This window comes from Streptococcus sp. Marseille-Q4154 (assembly GCF_916700545.1).
Taxonomy (GTDB): Bacteria; Bacillota; Bacilli; order Lactobacillales; family Streptococcaceae; genus Streptococcus; species Streptococcus infantis_I.
Genome location: NZ_CAKAKN010000001.1, coordinates 294,541 through 309,756, shown reverse-complemented (window position 1 = coordinate 309,756; position 15,216 = coordinate 294,541). Strand labels below are relative to the sequence as shown.

General features: G+C 34.5%; 19 protein-coding genes. 8 read left to right on the top strand and 11 right to left on the bottom strand.

Annotation, left to right across the window (positions count from 1 at the left end; genetic code table 11):
• Positions 1-83 precede the first annotated feature (83 nt).
• The 5 genes from LG369_RS01530 to LG369_RS01510 all read right to left on the bottom strand — a co-directional run bounded on the left by LG369_RS01530 (position 84) and on the right by LG369_RS01510 (position 3,487).
• The gene (locus tag LG369_RS01530; protein ID WP_225750027.1) at positions 84-374 is read right to left on the bottom strand and encodes a DUF5960 family protein; all 291 of its coding nucleotides are present in this window, start codon (positions 372-374) and stop codon (positions 84-86) included.
• The gene (locus LG369_RS01525; protein ID WP_225750026.1) at positions 367-729 is read right to left on the bottom strand and encodes a hypothetical protein; all 363 of its coding nucleotides are present in this window, start codon (positions 727-729) and stop codon (positions 367-369) included. Before LG369_RS01525 ends, LG369_RS01530 begins: the two co-directional genes overlap by 8 nt.
• On the bottom strand, positions 726-2,141 hold the full coding sequence (locus tag LG369_RS01520) for a Y-family DNA polymerase (RefSeq protein ID WP_225750025.1): 1,416 nt from the start codon (positions 2,139-2,141) through the stop codon (positions 726-728). Before LG369_RS01520 ends, LG369_RS01525 begins: the two co-directional genes overlap by 4 nt.
• Positions 2,142-2,144: 3 nt before the next feature.
• Complete coding sequence (locus LG369_RS01515; RefSeq protein WP_225750024.1) at positions 2,145-2,831, bottom strand: XRE family transcriptional regulator; 687 nt, start codon at positions 2,829-2,831, stop codon at positions 2,145-2,147.
• Positions 2,832-2,974: 143 nt separating this feature from the next.
• Complete coding sequence (locus tag LG369_RS01510) at positions 2,975-3,487, bottom strand: GNAT family N-acetyltransferase (RefSeq protein ID WP_225750023.1); 513 nt, start codon at positions 3,485-3,487, stop codon at positions 2,975-2,977.
• 125 nt (positions 3,488-3,612) lie between these two features.
• On the opposite strand from LG369_RS01510, the gene LG369_RS08480 reads away from it, so the two are divergent.
• The gene (locus LG369_RS08480) at positions 3,613-3,744 is read left to right on the top strand and encodes a hypothetical protein (protein WP_261674156.1); all 132 of its coding nucleotides are present in this window, start codon (positions 3,613-3,615) and stop codon (positions 3,742-3,744) included.
• A 40-nt stretch (positions 3,745-3,784) separates the two neighbouring features.
• On the opposite strand, the gene LG369_RS01505 is transcribed toward LG369_RS08480, so the two are convergent.
• The 6 genes from LG369_RS01505 to LG369_RS01480 all read right to left on the bottom strand — a co-directional run bounded on the left by LG369_RS01505 (position 3,785) and on the right by LG369_RS01480 (position 9,747).
• Positions 3,785-4,282 (bottom strand): DUF6287 domain-containing protein, encoded by a 498-nt coding sequence (locus LG369_RS01505; protein ID WP_225750022.1) that lies wholly within the window; start codon positions 4,280-4,282, stop codon positions 3,785-3,787.
• Positions 4,283-4,794: 512 nt separating this feature from the next.
• Positions 4,795-4,992: a hypothetical protein gene (locus LG369_RS01500; protein ID WP_128861608.1), complete on the bottom strand. Its 198-nt coding sequence runs from the start codon at positions 4,990-4,992 to the stop codon at positions 4,795-4,797.
• Positions 4,993-5,846: 854 nt separating this feature from the next.
• Entirely contained in the window at positions 5,847-6,584 is a 738-nt protein-coding gene (locus tag LG369_RS01495; protein WP_225750021.1) for an ABC transporter, read from the bottom strand.
• Positions 6,577-7,410, bottom strand: coding sequence for an ABC transporter ATP-binding protein (locus LG369_RS01490; protein WP_061455662.1), 834 nt, complete (start codon positions 7,408-7,410; stop codon positions 6,577-6,579). Before LG369_RS01490 ends, LG369_RS01495 begins: the two co-directional genes overlap by 8 nt.
• 445 nt (positions 7,411-7,855) lie before the next feature.
• A complete protein-coding gene (locus LG369_RS01485; protein WP_061455663.1) occupies positions 7,856-8,746 on the bottom strand; it encodes a helix-turn-helix domain-containing protein in 891 nt (296 codons plus the stop codon).
• A 614-nt stretch (positions 8,747-9,360) separates the two neighbouring features.
• The gene (locus LG369_RS01480) at positions 9,361-9,747 is read right to left on the bottom strand and encodes a hypothetical protein (RefSeq protein WP_061455664.1); all 387 of its coding nucleotides are present in this window, start codon (positions 9,745-9,747) and stop codon (positions 9,361-9,363) included.
• Between the two features lie 437 nt (positions 9,748-10,184).
• Here LG369_RS01480 and LG369_RS01475 point away from each other — a divergent pair, with 437 nt between their 5' ends.
• From LG369_RS01475 to xerC, 7 genes are all read left to right on the top strand, one after another.
• A complete protein-coding gene (locus tag LG369_RS01475) occupies positions 10,185-10,631 on the top strand; it encodes a sigma factor-like helix-turn-helix DNA-binding protein (RefSeq protein WP_225750020.1) in 447 nt (148 codons plus the stop codon).
• An 87-nt stretch (positions 10,632-10,718) separates the two neighbouring features.
• Positions 10,719-11,033: a hypothetical protein gene (locus tag LG369_RS01470; RefSeq protein WP_225750482.1), complete on the top strand. Its 315-nt coding sequence runs from the start codon at positions 10,719-10,721 to the stop codon at positions 11,031-11,033.
• Complete coding sequence (locus tag LG369_RS01465) at positions 11,033-12,121, top strand: cell division protein FtsK (protein WP_225750019.1); 1,089 nt, start codon at positions 11,033-11,035, stop codon at positions 12,119-12,121. The genes LG369_RS01470 and LG369_RS01465 overlap by 1 nt, the downstream gene beginning before the upstream one ends.
• A 72-nt stretch (positions 12,122-12,193) precedes the next feature.
• Positions 12,194-12,724 carry a hypothetical protein gene (locus tag LG369_RS01460; protein ID WP_225750018.1) on the top strand — a complete coding sequence of 177 codons (531 nt, stop codon included), beginning with the start codon at positions 12,194-12,196 and terminating at the stop codon, positions 12,722-12,724.
• 203 nt (positions 12,725-12,927) lie between these two features.
• The gene (locus LG369_RS01455) at positions 12,928-13,581 is read left to right on the top strand and encodes a replication protein (protein ID WP_225750017.1); all 654 of its coding nucleotides are present in this window, start codon (positions 12,928-12,930) and stop codon (positions 13,579-13,581) included.
• A 13-nt stretch (positions 13,582-13,594) separates the two neighbouring features.
• Complete coding sequence (locus LG369_RS01450; RefSeq protein ID WP_061418099.1) at positions 13,595-13,858, top strand: helix-turn-helix domain-containing protein; 264 nt, start codon at positions 13,595-13,597, stop codon at positions 13,856-13,858.
• Positions 13,859-13,924: 66 nt separating this feature from the next.
• On the top strand, positions 13,925-15,142 hold the full coding sequence (gene xerC, locus LG369_RS01445) for a tyrosine recombinase XerC (protein ID WP_225750016.1): 1,218 nt from the start codon (positions 13,925-13,927) through the stop codon (positions 15,140-15,142).
• The last annotated feature ends 74 nt before the right edge of the window (positions 15,143-15,216 follow it).

Here is a 15,216-nt window from a genome sequence, read left to right as displayed (position 1 = left end):
AGAAACAGCTCTTGAACGGCTGGAAATTATAGTTGTTTTCAGTGTTATTATTGCAACAAATATATCTAAGATAAGAATTTTTACTAATGATTTCGCCCCAGTCCAAGATAGGTATAGGTTCGAGTACGTGGACAATCTTTTTCCATCTTCACTCTAAAATAAAACCGATGTTCCCTACCGTCCTTGGAATTTTCCTTGTTCAAGACAAAGTAGTCCTTTTGGTTCATAGCCATGGTTCGTAGAATGTCGTCAATCAAGAAAGTCAAGGGTACATTCATGGCAGAGTATTTTTGGAAATCTTCCTCAAAACGAATATAGTCATCTGAGAAGTAATCCATCTGCAATTTGTTTTCATATAACTCTTTTCTAGTCATCAACTTCCTCCTGACAAAGTTGGATTGTGAGAATATCATCTAGTCTGATTAATCGATAGCCTTCATCCGTTCTAACAGAGATTTCTTGAGGAGATAATTCTCTTACTTCACCCAATATCGTGCTTTTATGATTTTTCTCCTTGACCATAAAAGAGCCTTTTAGGCGTCCAACGTAGAGCTGGGAAAGTAGCAACAACTTCTCGACTGGATTCAAATCTGTTGATAAAGCGACACGATTTTTTTCTGCACCGAGTGAACTGGTATGCTCCGATAGAAAAAAGCCCATCCACTTCTGCATGCCTGGATCCTGATAATCCCTCGCGGATTGGAAGGGCAAATAAGAGCGATCAATCATTTTAGTCCATCTAATCCTCCAGCAGAGTGCCCTCCGATGAGCTTACTTCTGGCAATACTTCTCGATGCGTCCTCTAAGGCAGTCGCCTTCAAAAGGGAAGTAAAGCCGAATTGCTCTCGAATAGAATCAATGGCAGTCTGGAGCCTTTCTTCTTTTTCTACTTTATCAACATCATCAAAAAGGGAAATCAAACCAAAGGATTCATCCACAAACCCTGAATAACTAACGGCAACACTCCTGACAGCCCCAGAAGTATATTTGCTATGGAATAATTTCAGTACATAACTGACCAAAAGACCGGTATTATTGGTCGGATCCACCTTCATCTGGGTATGGATGGAGCGTTTTTGTTCCTGCTTAGAAAAACCAAGATGAATAGACACAACTGTCGTCTTCTTTCTGGCCCGTCGAAGCCTGATAGCCACCTGCTCAGCCATCTCTCGAAGGATAATTTCGATGTCTCGCTGCTTGACATAATCTCTCGGTAAAATTTGCGAATTGCCCAAGCCTTGAGATTTGGCTTTATAGGGCTTATGAACATTACTCTCGTCTATTCCATTGGCATGAAACCACAAGCGAAGTCCAGCTTGGCCAAGTTCTTTCTTCAGGACATCAGGATTGCTATTGGCTAATTCCTTAATCGAATAGATTTCCAAGCTATTCAAGCGCTTCTCCATCCGATGCCCAATCCCCCAAAAGTCGGTCATCTTTGGAATGGACCAGACCTTATCCTCCACATCTTGGTAAGACCAATTGGCTCGCATGGTCGGTGTGTGCTTGGCTTCATTATCCAAGGCTAACTTAGCAAGCAGGGGATTGGCATTCGACATACCGACTGTTGAGTAAATCCCGGTCTGCCGCCAGATATCTCTCTGGATACGAGCCGAAAGCATGTCCAGCTTATCTTTACGAGAAATCTGCTGGTCCGGGACAAAATAATTGAGCGAACTGGTTAGGTCAATAAAGCCTTCATCAATTGAATAAGGATAAATATCATCTGGACTTCCATAATTCTGGAAAATGCGCTGAATTTCCATGTTGACTGCGATATACTTATCCATCCGAGGAGGGACAATCACGGTCACCCGAGCCCAGTCTTCGATAAATTTCACATAGGCTGGGTCTATCCGTAAACCTTGTTTCTTGGCATTGTAGTAGGAAAATTTACGTGTCTTGATATCAAAGGGGAGGTCATAGGCACGTCCGACATTTGCTTTCCCAAAAACCTTTTTAAACATCGGTGAGGAGGCAAGAATAAGCCCAACAGAATTATCCGCCCGACTCATAACACAAAGGGAGGTTTTGAGGGGATGGAGTCCTCTTTCCACACACTCAACACTGGCATAAAAGGACTTCATATCGACAAAGGCAATATCACTTTTGGGCTCTCTGGAATAATCAAAGTAGCCCATAGACTAGCCCTCCATGGGTACGAAATTGCCCACGATAATACCCACAATCCGCGGATCTTCTTCGTAAGAAATGTGAATATCCTTATATTTAGGATTGATGGAGACCAAACGTAAACCATCTTCTTCTCGATAGACCCGTTTAATATAGGTCTGGTTATTGCAAACAACTGCATAGACAGCACCGTCATAATCAAATCCGGTCTCTCGAATCAGGGCTACTGATCCATTTTGATATTTGGGTTCCATGGAATCTCCAGAGACCCATGAAGCAAAATCGTGAGCTAGTTCCTCATTAAAGTAAACCGTATCAAAGTTTCGATCATCATAAACCGAAGCACCAATCCCAGCTGACATGCGTTCATAGACATGATACTCGAAAAGTTTTTCTGAAATAGCAGTCACCTTCTTGGCTTGTTCTTCTTGAGCCAAGTCGCGAGCATAGACTATCACCTTTTCTTTTCCTTTATTGGAAAGGTTATTATAGAGACGGACAATCTCGATTTGAGTAAAATAGCCTTTTGGTACTTTTAAAATCTCTTCTAGCTGTTTAACTTTTTCTTTAGAAGGCTCCTTGACTCCACGCTCCCAAGCCGAATAGGCCTGAAAACTAATGCCAAGCTGCTCCGCAATCTCTTTTTGTGTTAACTTTAACTCTTTTCTTCGAGCCTTGAGTTTTTCTGGTTGGTACATGGTTTACCTCCTAGTGGGATATTTCATCGTAGGTTGACTTTTTTTGAAACTCAACCATTTTGGTTTATTTTTATTATATAAAAAAAGTAGACGAATGTCTACTAGAAATGTTGAGTTTTGGCAAACGACTGGTAATGATGATGCTATAGATTCCTTATCTCAAATACTGCCGTATGAATCCACTCGTTATGCATTTGAAAGTCATTCTCTATGATTCTACTAAAGGTGAAACCATTTTTTAAAAGCACTCTCTGAGAGATCAGATTGTCCGTTGCCGTCCCTGCGATAATCTTATGTAAACCATAAGTAGTAAAGGCCTTTTCTAAAACGAGTTTAACCGCTTCACTTGCATAACCTAAATTAGTAACATTTTCTCCGATCCTATATCCAAGTTCTGCTGTTTTTCGATCATCCTCTAAGACACTTAAATTGATTCTTCCGACCATAGTACCTTGTGCATCTCTAATAAGATGCATGTAGACATCATGATTCTCTTGTTCCCTTAACAATTCCCTTGTAATTTCTTTAAAACCTTCTGAATCAAAATAGGTAGCTGATCTAGGAGGTAAATTCCGCTCAAAATACTCCCGATTTTCTTTTTCAAAAGAATAAACATCTATGCTATTTTCTTCAGACATCAGCTCTAAACTTATCATTGTAAACCACCTCCTATCATTCTATAAATTCAAATGTACTCATGTTCACACAAAGTGACATTTACAGAATTTACAGAGATATCTTAATTTATTCATATCGTATCTACATTATAACACAACATACTATGAAGAAAAATAATACCCGTCAAGGTCCTCATAAATTCCAACATCTTGCTAAACAGGCTGGAACGCCTATGGAAGCTATTTTTGAAGCATACTTGATTAACCTTCATAAAATGATCACAACTCACAAATAAAGAAGAAAACCACCTCAAATTTGATGAGATGGTTAATCATTTAGTCTACTTTATAAAAAACTTGTTCTGAGCTAGTTGGAGCAGCTTGACCAGCAGTAAGTCTGTTTTTACTTAAGTCAGAATCTAACCCATCTATAATAAGTCCAGCAGGGTAAACACTCATTCCATACCCTGTAAAACCAGATCTAACACTGAATTCAATAGTTCCATGGTTACCCATGCTCACTTTCTCAATGCTCCCACTGTTTACTAATCCATTTTTATCAAATGTAAACTCTTGGCCAAGTCCATTTCTCCACGTTCCAACTAGAGTAGAGAAATCTCCATTTAGAAGGGCTTGCTCATCTATTTTTTGTGATTTAGCATTCGTTTGCTCTTCTTGTGTCGAGATTTTTTCCTCAGTAGTCGTAACACTATCTTGAGTAGTCGTTGAACTAGTGGTTGTTGTACTAGTCGTTGTCGTACTAGTAGTAGAGACCTGTTCTGTTGTAGTATTTACTGCTTCTGCATCATGCTTCTTATGATTAAAGAAAAACATAAAACTTATCAGTACTATAGCAATTAAGCAACTTAACAGAATCAAAATCCAATTGATACCTTTTCCTATTCTCATTTATAACTCCTTTATATTATTTTTATTTAATTATATCATACTAAATTCATACTAGGAAGAATTTGTATAAGACAAAGACTATTGGTGTAATTTTTGCTAAAAATCATCAAAAAAACACCCCATGGTGTGAACCATGAAGTGTTGTAAATGCTGTATTGTAGCTGGTTCTTAACGTTTAGAGAACTGGCTAGCTTTACGAGCTTTCTTAAGACCTGGTTGGGGCATCACTTATTTTATCCAATTTCAAAATGCTTTAAAATCAACGTTTTCATAAGTTTTTAAAAATTAAAATTTCAATTAAGTTCAATCACTTTCATTTAAATAAGGTAAACTTTCATTAAAAATAAGATAAAATCGAACCAGAATATCAAAAGTTTACCTTATTTGGTTTTTACAGATATAGTGAGCTCCCCATTCCAATAAAATGGTATATTGATTTAAAACACTTCCTCCCTGTCCGAATTTGGATAGGGTTTTTCATTATTTAAAACTCGCAGTAAGGTTTCAATACTTGCTTTTAAATGGAATAGTTCAACTTTCATATCACTATGAGAGTGGTTATTTTCTATATGGTAACAATGGCGTTTGATATGCCATAATGCTTTTTGAATGTTATTTTCTTTTATATTTTTCATGTTTAGATTATATCTTGAAAAGTTCTTGAAGTGAGGAAAACTCCTGAAATGCTGGGAATTTCAGCTCAATAGTCCAATGCCCTGAACTCGATTAAAAAGGGGCTTCGCCAGCTTGTCGCCCGTTGGCCGACCGATCGTCGAAACGGACAGAGGTCGGTGCAATTATCATTTGAATTTATGTTTTACAATTTTTATGGTAAAATGTAAACGTAAACACAAGAAACTCTCTAAATATTCTATGCTTTTAAAAAAGATAGGAGGTGATGTGAAATGGGAAGCGTTGGTTTGATTACAGTTGCTCTTATTATAACTCTCCCTCTAGTCATAATTTTTTTAATAGTAAAAAATCTTAAGAAAAAATAACTTTAAAATATTTAGAGAGCAGATAAAAGACACCAAAACTAAATAATTTGGTGTCTTTTATTGTGAAATCTCCTAAAACCCCTCTCCTTTATTTCACAAAACTTTCCGAAAATGCTTGTTTTCTGAAAAATACTTACTCTAAAGAAAGTACTTAAAAAACGCTCAGAATCACCGTCTCAATACCAAATAAACGTTATTTTTGCGTGATTAAAACAAAAATCGGGGCATCTATACAAAACTTAAGGGCACAAAAAGTGGAGGTGTTATCCTCCGCTTCATCCTATTTATTTTTTATTCTCCTGATTATTTTTTAATGATAGTTTAATCAAAGTAGTACTAATAAGAGAACTAAAAGCTATAATGAGATAGGTATTCTCGATAGTTCCATGTGAAATTAGCATATATGAAATAAAGATAATTTGGACTACTATATTCAACCAAAATATGAAATTAAAAACACTATTCATTTAAATTCTCCTTAATATATCTACTTATTTCCAAAATAATAATAATTTTAAAATATTCATCTTCATAAATGATTTTTTGGTTGTCTTTAAAGATAGAACAAGAAGTAAGCTAACGACACCACACCATGCTAACAAGTAATAAGTAGATTTGCTAAAAATATCAAAATAAGGGTTTCTATAAAACTCAATATAAGCTCCAATAAAACTATATTCTAGAATTTTGCCAACAGTTTCATTAACTATTGCTAAACTAGGCCCTAAAGAAATGACCATCGTGACTATCATCGAAAAAATTTGAGCCTTTGATTGAGTTTGAGAAATAGTTCCTACTAAAAAGTTTATCAAAATTGAAGCTACTGATGTCATAATCATAATGATAGAATAGCTTTCCCAGATTCCAGACAAATTTGTTTCAGTAATCAAAGGGAACAAAATGAGATTTGCCATAGAAATCAGAACTGGATAAAATAAAACTGAAATTACATATTCTACAGGGCGAACTCCATTTAAAAGTAATGTTGTCAAATTATTCTTTTCTTTTTCTTCTGCAATCATAGCAGAAATAGGACTTCCTACAGCCATTCCTATAGCCATTGAAAAGCACAGAGACATAAGATCCAACCCTTTAGAACTGTCTGTGTTCATAACAAACTTTAACAGTAATACCATAAAGTATGGCATTAATACTGGGATCAGAATATTCTTATTAGTGATAAAAATTTGAGTTCGTAACCAAATCAAGGCTGATAATCTTTTAAACATTTAATTTTACTCCTGTTCTTTGAATAAAAACATCTTCAAGTGTTGGCTCGCAAGAATGTATAGTGACTGATTCTGACAAATCGTAATTCTGAAGTTCGTTAAAATTTAACTCGATTTCTTCATGATTTTTAAAAGTAATTTTCACTCTCTTGTTATTATTATATTTATTGATTATATCTTTAGGAGTACCTTGCTCGATGAGGCAACCTTGATTTAGAAGAACAAGGTTATCACATAGAAGAGTTGCTTCATGCATATCATGCGTGGTTAAGAAAATAGTTGTTCCTTGAGATTTTAATTCAAGTAATAGTTCGTGAATCTGTTTAGATGTTGTTGGATCTAACCCACTAGTAGGTTCATCAAGAAATAAAACTTTAGGGGAATTAATTAAAGCTCTAACAAGAAGCATACGTTGTTTCATTCCCGTTGATAATTTTTCTGCTATAACTTTTTTACTATTTTGTAAACCAACTTTTTCCAAAATTTCATTGACCTTTATAAAATCGACCCCATGTAATTTTGCATATAGATTAAGATTTTTTTCCAAACTCATTTTTTCGAAAAAACCACTTGTATCGCTAACGATTCCTATTCTTTCAAAATCCTCTGGAGATAATAGTGATGATTCTTTATTTAGTAAGTAAGTCTCGCCATGATCAGATGATAATTGCCCAGTGATAATTTTAATCATTGTTGTTTTTCCAGAACCAGATGGCCCTAAAAAACCAAAAATCTCTCCTTCATTAATGTCAAAACTAACATTTTTTAAAGCAAATTTTTCATCGAATTTTTTTTTAACATTTTTAACCTTTACTACTTGCTCCATCGCTATTTCTCCTTTTTACTTTCTTAATGATTAAACAGCCACATAATTAGTGGCATACCAACAGGTCCTATAAACCACATATTTTAGTCCTCCTATTTAGAATTCTCTTAAAACTGAAACCGATAAATAATCGATTATCTCTTCTTGATTATAGAAAATTTCAATGATTGACAGAGGTTCTAAGTAAACAATTTTGTATAGTCTATGATTAACCTCAACTCTACATAGACACCCTTCATTTTTTTCATTTTCTATTATTATTTTGTGTTGTTCTACATATTCAGATTTTAGGGAATATCTCATAACGTAATCCAAACTAGAGCGGTTAAAAGAGTTGCAACAATTACCATAGCACTATCCTCCATTTTTTTACTTAATCTTTAAGACCTCTGTCTTTATGGTTTAAGTATAAAACAAACATAAAAAAAGCAACATGACGTGGAAGTCAGGTTGCTAAGTCTTCGTCTCTTTCTTTTTTTAAGTTAGCTACTAAAACATTATCATTAAGCATTTCAGCAAAAAGAATAGCTTTATGATAAGATTCTTTAGATTTATCATAATTTTTTTCTATTTGGAGGTAATATTTAGCCTCAAAAGCATAAATAGCTGGTTTATGCTGGAAATTATTTGTTTCGGCAATCACTTCTCTAAATAGAGTAGTATAGGTTAAATAATGCTCTGGTTCAATTTTAGACAAGATGGTGAGTAAAATTCTCTCAAATAAGTACATTCGTTCAAGATCGCTATAATCAATGTATAAAGGAATCTTCTTAGCCAGTTCATCAAAATATGAATTATCCTCTAATCCAATTGCACAACAGAAAAAATACAAATTAATTAATACCAAATCATTATAACTATACTTTTTCTTCTTAAGAATTTGATGAAAATATTCTTCAAATAAACCTAGGGCAAAGCCAGAGTCTTGCGATACCCAAACATCTAATCTAACTTGTAACATTTCAACTAGTAATTGTTCGTCTTCTGGCAAATTATCAAAAAAATCTTTATAAATTTCATCGAATATCAACTCATGTTGCTTAATTCTTTCTTGATCACCATATGTGTGCGATTTTATCAACTTATTTTTCAATTCCAAATATCTTTTAGGAATTTCCATTTTATCAACATCTATTAAATTTTGAATTGGAACTCCTAATTTTTCTGCTAAAAACATCATTTTAGGTAATGTAATCATAGCCTGACCATTTTCAATACGAGCTAATTGTCGAACAGTCAATTCTGACTCATCATCACAAATATCTGCTTGAGTTAGCCCGTGGTTCAACCGAGCTATTTTTATCTTTTTACCAATTTCCTTCTTTAAATTTTCCATATATCTATCCAAATATTTTGATTTTATTTATCTTATCACATTTCAACAAAAATATCATTAAGAATAAATTCCAATTTTAATTATAAATACAAAACTAAAATCCTTGGAGAAGATATTCATCACCGAACTATTCCCCTATTTAAAAAATATTGATTCAAATTTTATGAAATTAAAAAGTAGATATCGTTCTGAAAATCCTTGATATTACGCTGTTTTTAATCCAACTGAAATTCATACTTTCCAAACCAGGTTTTAAGTTTATTAAGAATTTTTGGAAAATCTAGATACTGTATGAATCTCTACCTTTTTCTCTACTTTTTTCCGCAGACGGTTATAAAGTCTGACATAATAAGCTTTGTAGGTGTAGGAGTTGATTTTTACAGAAGTGAAATAGGTATTCACTACACACCAACAGACGTGAGAAACCTTGATTTTAAGTGATTCTTAAAATTTTAAATTTCAATACATTGCAATATAAATCAACCGGCTCACTACCTTTTTTGAAATAAGATTATTGATTCGGACAATAAAAAGTAAAAGGAGCTTTATCGGAAGATAAAGCTCCTTTTTTGTATATTTTCACTATATGAGGTTCTTGAAATAACTTATTGTATTTATCTTGAATTTATTGCATAGATATATGCAAGGTAAGACACGAAATCTCCAATTTGTTTTCGATTTTTTTCTATTTCTTTTAGGTATTTCACTACTTCACTCGACTGCTCCATGTTACGACTAAGTAGCTTAAAATTATATATAACTATTTCATGTTGAGCTGTGCGACCTTCATCTTTTTCTCTACGTTCTGCACTTTCCCATAATAACCACTGACTGCGGGTATATGCGTAATCCATACTTGCTTTTAGAAAATCATGCCATATTTCTAAAATATCTGGTTCAGTTCCCAACTCAAGTAAAATTGCTTGATGAATTTTTTGACAATATTCAAAAGAGAGAGCATCTTTACACTTTAAATAGTTTTCATAACTTATATTTTTCATATTTTCCCCCTTAAAAACTTTATATAGTTAAAATTTATAAAAAAAAAAAGCCTGAGGCTTAGTCAAAAATTCCTAAAATGTTGAAATCTCTCCTACTTCAAACTTATAATTCGTATACACGAATTATAAGAATAATGAGGTTTCACCTCAAACACCAATTTATTCATAAAAATTTATTTTCAATTGTTTATTCCCTAAAGGGAATTATACTCCAAAATTAAGATTCTGTCAAGTTAAATTTCCGTTACAAATCTACCCTATCTTCCCTCCCCCACAAGTGCTGTGGGGGATTTTTTTGTTTTTTCTAAACTTTTTTCACTTTTTGTCCGAGAACATTCAAAAAATCTCCTTATAAACAAGAACAACCATCCAGCTCATGATGTTAAACCGAGCAAGAACACGTTCACTATTTTTATCCATAAGAAAGGTAAAGGTTCATGGCAAAAGAAAATTCAAAACAACCCAAACCTGACAAGGTCGCTATCCGAAGAGAAAAAGAAATTAAGGAAGCGGCTGAACGTGGCGACTGGAAAAGAGTTGTCCATCTTTTATCATTACCATTTGATAACGCAGAAAGGAAAGACAGGTATCATGGAAAACTCAGCCTCAATTTCATCTATAAGAGGAAAGAAATGCTTGACTTTCTACCAGATAACTTCAGACACTCCAATCCTCTTGAAATGCTCATTTATCAAGAAGATATCCAAATAGTCTATCAGACAATTGATAATTTTGACGATATCGTACAAAGCATTATCTATGGTTACTTCTTTGAAGATAAGAATTTTACTCAATTAGCTGAAGAAGTTCACCTCAGTGATAAAACAGTCAAAAGAAGGCTAGAAAAATCACTCAAACTTCTGAGGGAAAAACTAGAAGAGTAAATAAAGACTGTCCAGCTCATGACATGAAACCGAGCTTGTCCCTTTTCATTTTTTAAGCTTCATATAGAAAGGTATAACCATATGAAAATCAAACCACAAAACCGCAAAGGCGGATACTCAAATCAAACAGCAGAACAATACGTGAATCTTCAAGCACCTATTCACTTGCTCAGTGATGAGCTTGAGCCACAACAAAAATTCGAGGATGGAAAGCCAACCGGTGAAATTGTCGCTTACAAGGCTTGGTTCGGGCAAAAAGGATTACCTCCTTTTCAGGTTAAATTTCTTGAACAACCTGAGCTTCCTGAATATCTTTCTCTTGTCACCTTTGATAACTTACAGGCATGTGAAGTGAATTATAATGTTTACTTTAAAGCTGACTCATTGAAAGAGGTGAAATAATGGTTCAATCTCTCATTAAAAGAGAGTTGGAACAATACCTGCTACAGAGCCTAAATATGTCTTTAGGCTCTGCTCTACAGGGTGAAACATCATATACCAACTCTTTTGACATTAATGTTCAAGAAGAAGGATTTATCTTTATTCCTCGTCTGCCATCTGGATTTATCATTGATGATGATTTGTATCAAAAGATTTTCTTAATTGCTAATGCATCATTATATCCACAGTATACATTACTAAAGCAAAATTCTGCGTACTTTGTCGCATTAAAAACAGATGACATCCATGTGCAACGCGGATTATTTTTTCCGTGGAAGAAGGGAATTTCTCAACGTCTAGTGATTTCAGACCTTGAACAGTTTACATCATCAATCAAAGGAGACGCTGTTCCTATCATGGAAAATCTAGTCGTTAATTATGATAAGGTGACATCTATCGCAATTGCTGGTAACTCAGGAAGTGGGAAAAGTTATGCTTTGACGTATTTGTTAAGCGTATTAAAAAATTTTTCTGATTTGATTATCGTTGACCCAAAATTCGATACTCCTTCACGATGGGCAAGAGAGAACCAAATCTCCGTCATTCATCCACACGAAAACCGTTCTAAATCTGATTTTGTGTCAGAAATCAATGAAAGTTTAAGTCAATGTCTATCTATTATTCATAAAAGGCAAGCCATACTTTTTGAAAACCCTAGACACAACTTTAAACATCTAACTATCGTCATTGATGAAGTGCTCGCCTTATCTGAGGGAGTCAATAAAAATATTAAGGATTCCTTCTTCTCCTTGTTATCGCAAATTGCTTTATTAGGACGAGCAACAAAGGTTCACTTACTTTTAGTCAGTCAACGATTTGACCACAATACTATACCAGTTTCGGTTCGAGAACAACTTAATGTACTTATTCAGGTTGGGAACATCAATCAGAAAACTACACAATTTCTATTTCCTGACCTCGACCCAAAAGGAATTGTCATTCCCATTGGCAAAGGAACAGGACTTATCCAGGTTATTGATAATGAGCACCCTTATCAGGTTTTGCCTTTGCTATGTCCAACCTATTACACTAAGAAAGGAATTTTATAGATTATGAGAAAAACGAACTTTCAAAAAAACATACATCCCGCAACTACCCTTTTTATAGTGGGAATCCTATCCATGTTTATTGCAATTCTATTGAGGTTTGGGATGAACCCCTTGGAAAACAGTATCTATTTCACATCTCTGTTTGAGTTCCTGCGCTTGCTTCACTTTATCAGCTCATCTATCTCTTTCTTGTCCCTTCTCTTATTCTTTGGATTATTTGGCTATGAAATCAAGATACGCCAGAGTGAAGACAGAATAGTTAACCTCTTTAAATCCATCATACAGACCTTTTCACTTCGCCTTTTTCTTATTCAAAGAGAACACTCAGAATCTGTAAGCACAAGCGAGCAAGGGAATGTAAAAAGATACAGTCCTGTCAATAAACAGTTCAATAAAGCAATTCAGAAAGTGGTTGTAGATATAAGAGAAGGAAGCGCAACCTTGATTATTCCTGTTCCCAAATCCCAACAAGCCATTAAAATCTTAAAGGATTTGGAAACAATCATCAGTGAAGAAGTTTCTAGTCGCAATCCAGACTATTATTTTTCAAGACCTGAAAGAAAGGGCATGGACTTCTACTTTATCGGAACAAGACGCAAATGATTGGAAGGGCGCTTTGGCGCACGAAGTGAGCGCCACCTAGCGCCCTTCTGTTTTGGTCTACGGACTAACGGGTTACTACGACCCCGTTAGTCCAATAATCAATAATCACAAAAATATCAAATAAAGCGTGTCCCACCTTCCGAAGACACCCTTCTAAATCTCCTTATAGATAGAAATACAACTGAAAGCGAGACATATTGCACATGGCAAAAGAACAACGTTCTAACAAGTGGGCTTTTCTTTTCTACAGAGAAAGCGCCCCAGAAAACTATTTAGAAATCCTTGAGAGTTTTCATATCCCCTTCATCTTATCCCCTTGGCATGATAGAGATATCAATCGAAAAACAGGTGAGCTAAAAAAAGCTCATAAGCATGGCGCCTTTTTCTTTGATTCACTAAAAAGCTATAATCAAGTATCTGAGCTAATCAAGGATAAATTAAAGGGTCCTGCTCATGTAGAGCCTATTATGTCTCCCAAGGGGATGTATGACTACTTTGTTCATGCAGAGAATCCTGAAAAGACTCAATACAAAATTGATGATATAGAAATAGGATGCGGATTTGAATTAGACAAATTCCTCATAAACAATAACAACGATGATTTTCTATCAACTATTATTGACGTGATAGATAAGAAGAATTTCACAGAGTTTAATCATTTGGTTAGATATGCGAGAGAAGAAAATCCTACCTTATTAAGGCTTATCGTAGACAAAACTTACTTTTTTGCTAAGTATTTAGATTCACGAAGGTATAGCACAGACAAAAGCAAAATAACTTCATCAGAAAATTCTTTGACGAATACTCCTAATGAAACTAGTGACGTCATATCAAGCACTACTTCAATAGAAGTATAATGGAGGAAAAGCTATGCAAGTAATCTTACCAGATGAGCAAATTCATCAAATTCAACTTTTACTCTCTAATCTTATAAATAAAGAAATCAGAGAGCAATTAGACAAGAGCGGTATCGATAGCCCCTATTTGAACAAGCAACAAGCTTGTAACTATTTAGGTATATCAAACAATACACTGGATTCTTGGATTGTAAAAGGCCTACCCAAAATCAAAATCGGTAAAACGATTCGATTCCATAAAGACGCTATCGACCAATGGCTAAACTCACATAACTAGAAATATCAAGATTTTTGTTTTATAATAGTCATGATATTTTCTGGTTCGATACATAAGGAGAATATCATGACTATCACTAAAACAAAAAATGGTACTTATCGTTTAAAAATCTACATTCCAATAGAAGCTCGAATGCCACTTGGAATCGTCAGCAACAACTACTACGATAAACGATTCAAAACAAGAAAGGAGGCACGACAAGCAGAGATAGACTTACTCACGAAGTTAAACCAAATTGAAGACAATGCGTTTTCGGGACTAGGAAAAGAAGATATTCTTTTCTCAGACTTCTATAATAATATTTGGTGGGAATCCTATAAAGCAGGACAAACTACATCAACTTCTAAGCCACCAAGCAGGTCAACAATTGCTAATACCAAAACATGTTTTGAAAAGCATATACTACCACTTCTTGGCAACTATACGATTCAATTTTTAAACCAAAATAAACAGGTTATTCTAAATTTGATGACGGCAAAAGCCAACGAATATGCCAACTTCAAAACTTTACGAAGTTACGTTATTTCTATTTTTGATTGGGCAGAAGAACTTGAATATATTGAAGCAAATAGAGTTGCAAAAACTTTAAGACGAATTAAGGCTGTTAAAAAAATTCAACTTGCAGAATCAAAACGTGATGAAGATTTATATTTAACTCATGAGCAACTCCAAGAATGGTTCTCAGCTTTTAAAGAAGATTTAGAAAACGATAAAATATCACTCAAAGATTACGTCCTTTTCTATCTCACTTTTTTCCTTGGAGATAGAAAATCAGAAACATATGCTCTCCAGTGGAAACATATCGACTTTTCAAAATCTCAGATTCAGTTAATTCAGGCTTTAGATAGATATGGACAAGTAAAATCTACCAAAGGAAATAAAAAAACTATCTTTTCTATTTCTAGCGACTTGCTTCAACTTCTAACCTTATGGAAAAAACAACAAAAATATGAACTAGCAAAGTTTGGTATCATCACTAATCCAGAACAATTCATCTTCACTTACATAGATACCAGAGGATATATCAATAAACCTTTACACTCTGACTATCTCAATAATAAGATGAAAACTATCAGAAAGCGACACCCAGAGCTTACACACGCTACACCACATAAACTACGTCATACGGGAGCAACACTCGCTAAACAGGCAGGAATGAGCTTAGAAGCTATTTCCGAAGCTCTAACACATAGCGACACAGGTACAACACAGATTTATGTCAATACTTCTAATGTAGTCCCTATGGCAGTCGGTGAATTTGCCTTAAAGTCTCTAAAACAATAAGGTTAAAATAAGGTGAACTTTGAGGTGAACTTTTTCAAAAAACATAAAAAAAGCACCCTTGAGGTAAACTCTTG

Bases quoted from the DNA above. Each gene is read 5' to 3' on its own strand.
- LG369_RS01530 (WP_225750027.1), bottom strand. From the start codon at position 374: ATGACTAGAAAAGAGTTATATGAAAACAAATTGCAGATGGATTACTTC.
- LG369_RS01525 (WP_225750026.1), bottom strand. From the start codon at position 729: ATGATTGATCGCTCTTATTTGCCCTTCCAATCCGCGAGGGATTATCAG.
- LG369_RS01520 (WP_225750025.1), bottom strand. From the start codon at position 2,141: ATGGGCTACTTTGATTATTCCAGAGAGCCCAAAAGTGATATTGCCTTT.
- LG369_RS01515 (WP_225750024.1), bottom strand. From the start codon at position 2,831: ATGTACCAACCAGAAAAACTCAAGGCTCGAAGAAAAGAGTTAAAGTTA.
- LG369_RS01510 (WP_225750023.1), bottom strand. From the start codon at position 3,487: ATGATAAGTTTAGAGCTGATGTCTGAAGAAAATAGCATAGATGTTTAT.
- LG369_RS08480 (WP_261674156.1), top strand. From the start codon at position 3,613: ATGAAGAAAAATAATACCCGTCAAGGTCCTCATAAATTCCAACATCTT.
- LG369_RS01505 (WP_225750022.1), bottom strand. From the start codon at position 4,282: ATGTTTTTCTTTAATCATAAGAAGCATGATGCAGAAGCAGTAAATACT.
- LG369_RS01500 (WP_128861608.1), bottom strand. From the start codon at position 4,992: ATGAAAAATATAAAAGAAAATAACATTCAAAAAGCATTATGGCATATC.
- LG369_RS01495 (WP_225750021.1), bottom strand. From the start codon at position 6,584: ATGTTTAAAAGATTATCAGCCTTGATTTGGTTACGAACTCAAATTTTT.
- LG369_RS01490 (WP_061455662.1), bottom strand. From the start codon at position 7,410: ATGGAGCAAGTAGTAAAGGTTAAAAATGTTAAAAAAAAATTCGATGAA.
- LG369_RS01485 (WP_061455663.1), bottom strand. From the start codon at position 8,746: ATGGAAAATTTAAAGAAGGAAATTGGTAAAAAGATAAAAATAGCTCGG.
- LG369_RS01480 (WP_061455664.1), bottom strand. From the start codon at position 9,747: ATGAAAAATATAAGTTATGAAAACTATTTAAAGTGTAAAGATGCTCTC.
- LG369_RS01475 (WP_225750020.1), top strand. From the start codon at position 10,185: ATGGCAAAAGAAAATTCAAAACAACCCAAACCTGACAAGGTCGCTATC.
- LG369_RS01465 (WP_225750019.1), top strand. From the start codon at position 11,033: ATGGTTCAATCTCTCATTAAAAGAGAGTTGGAACAATACCTGCTACAG.
- LG369_RS01460 (WP_225750018.1), top strand. From the start codon at position 12,194: ATGTTTATTGCAATTCTATTGAGGTTTGGGATGAACCCCTTGGAAAAC.
- LG369_RS01455 (WP_225750017.1), top strand. From the start codon at position 12,928: ATGGCAAAAGAACAACGTTCTAACAAGTGGGCTTTTCTTTTCTACAGA.
- LG369_RS01450 (WP_061418099.1), top strand. From the start codon at position 13,595: ATGCAAGTAATCTTACCAGATGAGCAAATTCATCAAATTCAACTTTTA.
- xerC (WP_225750016.1), top strand. From the start codon at position 13,925: ATGACTATCACTAAAACAAAAAATGGTACTTATCGTTTAAAAATCTAC.